This is a genomic window from Moraxella equi (genome assembly GCF_002027555.1).
Taxonomy (GTDB): Bacteria; Pseudomonadota; Gammaproteobacteria; order Pseudomonadales; family Moraxellaceae; genus Moraxella; species Moraxella equi.
Map to the genome: position 1 here is coordinate 1 of NZ_MXAP01000106.1, position 2510 is coordinate 2510.

4 protein-coding genes are annotated in these 2510 nt (G+C 46.4%); 2 read left to right on the forward strand and 2 right to left on the reverse strand.

Features of this window, described 5'->3' with window-relative positions:
* Positions 1-58: 58 nt before the first annotated feature.
* Positions 59-520 (reverse strand): DUF2799 domain-containing protein, encoded by a 462-nt coding sequence (locus tag B5J93_RS10270; RefSeq protein WP_158080733.1) that lies wholly within the window; start codon positions 518-520, stop codon positions 59-61.
* Positions 521-620: 100 nt separating this feature from the next.
* A complete protein-coding gene (locus B5J93_RS10275; protein ID WP_079326288.1) occupies positions 621-1088 on the reverse strand; it encodes an MliC family protein in 468 nt (155 codons plus the stop codon).
* Positions 1089-1359: 271 nt separating this feature from the next.
* Between B5J93_RS10275 and B5J93_RS14250 the strand changes: the two genes are divergently transcribed.
* Positions 1360-1950 carry a nitronate monooxygenase gene (locus tag B5J93_RS14250; protein WP_079326289.1) on the forward strand — a complete coding sequence of 197 codons (591 nt, stop codon included), beginning with the start codon at positions 1360-1362 and terminating at the stop codon, positions 1948-1950.
* 47 nt (positions 1951-1997) lie between these two features.
* Complete coding sequence (locus tag B5J93_RS14255; RefSeq protein ID WP_265734215.1) at positions 1998-2393, forward strand: NAD(P)H-dependent flavin oxidoreductase; 396 nt, start codon at positions 1998-2000, stop codon at positions 2391-2393.
* The last annotated feature ends 117 nt before the right edge of the window (positions 2394-2510 follow it).

Genomic DNA, 2510 nt, shown 5'->3' on the forward strand with positions numbered 1-2510 from the left:
TACAAAGGTGCGTAACACGCTTATTGGACTGATATTTTAAAAATCACCCAAATTGGCTTTACCACCACCAATAAGGACGGTACAGATAGCCATACCAACCACCATAACCATAATGCATGTGGGTCATGCGTTCGCTCATCTGATGTTGCTCTAAGCCCATCATGTTGGCACGGTGTAGCTCTTCTAGGGTCTTGCTGTCGCCGACATCACACACGCCTTGTAAGGTGTAGCCCATTCGCCCCATGTTGTAGGCGTTGTCTATGGTGCAGTAGGATTTTAGCCCTGCTTGGCGACCTTGCTCCCATAACGCACGGTTAGGCGTGGCAAGCCCTTGGCAGGTTTTGGCATGGCGTAATATCTCTTGACTGCTTGCCCCACGCAGACCGTCAGCAAGACCCACCTGCTCCCAGTTGGCAGATGAGCAGTCGGCTTGTTTTAATGTGGCAGTTGTAGCACAGCCTGTGAGTGCGAGCATGGGTAGGGCGGTGAGTAGAAATGCTTTTTTTGTAATAGGTTTCATGGCGGATTGCCTTTTATTATTGATTAAAAAACGCACAAGCATGGCTTATGCGTTTTATTTGGCTGTATTTAGCCAAGACAAGCTAACTTGTTCGCTACCATCAGTGAGCATGGCTGTGCATGGGGCGAGTGCTTTCGCATTTTAGGCTGTATACGGTGCCATCAGCAGTGGTTATGTCCAACGCACCAAATTTGTTTTTAGTGCGCCATTCATATTTTGAATTAGGATTGATGTCATTAACAAACAGCATGCCCGATGCAGAAGGGGCGAGTCTTAATTCAACATCGGCACCAGTTAGGCTTAAGCTAGGAGCGGTGATGTTAAGTAGAGCTTGCTCGGCATCAGGGTTGTAGTTGGCAACAATGTTGGCATCTTGGTCGCAGACATAGGTTTTTGACATGATGCCATGATGATGTTTTTTGCCGTGCTCATGCTTGTCGCCATGTTTATGGGCATGCTTGCCTTGCATTTCTTGGGGTTTGGGCTGTTTGATGGTTTGGCTGTTATTCGTGGTACAGCCTGTCAATACCAAGGCACCCACAGCAGTCGCAATCAATAATTTTTGCATGACAATCTCCTTAAAAGATAAAAATAAAATCAGTTATCATTTAAATGATATGTTTATTATAAATGAAATTCCACTGCCGTGTGTAACAAATTTTTTTCAAAATAAGAGTAAACTTGTAAAAAACTTTAACACAACTTTTATCGTGAAAAACTGATGTGATAAAAGGCAGGTATGCCCTAATCGTCATTTTCTTTTAAAATAGCCATCATGCCTTGACTTTGTTTTATTCAAAAGCTATATTTTAAAGAAATCTTTATCAGGAAACATCATCATGACCATCTTATCATTACAATCCCATCTTGCTCTATCCACGCCCATTGCCCAAGCCCCCATGGCAGGGGCGAGCAATGCCGATTTTGTCGTGGGGGCGTGTCGTCTTGGTGTGCTAGGCTCGCTTGGAGCAGGCATGATGTCATCTGCCCAAATCCATGATGAGATTAACAAAATCAAGGCAGGGACGGATAAGCCCTTTAATGTCAATCTCATGATTTTGGATAAAAGTTTAACCCAAACATATAGCCAGACCATGCCTGATTGGCTTGATAATTTTTATCAAACATTGGGCGTTACGCCTGTGCTAGATGACAAACCTGCCCATGACTTTGCCGAGCAATTTGCCGTATTGCTTGATAACCCTGTGCCTGTGGCGAGCTTTACTTTTGGTATTTTAAATCTGCCCCAAGTGGACGCTTTGCATGCTGTCGGTACGCTTGTCATCGGTACGGCAAACACGGTGGCAGAAGTGTTGGCATGGCAGGATGTGGGAGCGGACGGTGTGGTCGTGCAAGGCGTGGGGGCAGGCGGTCATCAAGGAGGCTGGCTTTGTGAGCAGGGCGATAGATTATCTACGTTAGAGCGTTAAAACTTGCTAAAAACGCAAGTACCATCCCACTCATCTCGGCAGGGGGCATTGCCAATCGTGAACAGGTTGCCTTTGTGCTAGACAATGGGGCGGACATGGTGGCAGTGGGGACGGCATTTTTGACCACGTATGAATCGCCTATCAATCCGCTTTGGAAAAAGCGTTTGCTAAGTGCGACAGGTAACGACACACGTCTGACACGACTATACTCTGGCAAGTGGGCAAGGGGCGTGGTTACGGGCTATATGCAAGATTTTGCCCAGTTGGATAATGATGATTTACCAAATTATCCGACATTAAACGCCATGACAAAATCCCTGCGAGCCCATGGAGCAACCACCCAAAACAGCGAGCTGATGAGCCTATGGAGTGGTGTGGGCGTGGCGGACTGCCGTGATGAGTCTATGAGTGAGCTTGTGGCAAGGCTAGCAGGCATGCCCTAATCGACCAAATACACCACGTTATCGCCATCTTTTTTGATGACATGGTTAAGCTCTAAACGCTTGATGATGTCATCGATATCGGCATTTTGACCGCCCCGAAAGCTATACCAACCGAAC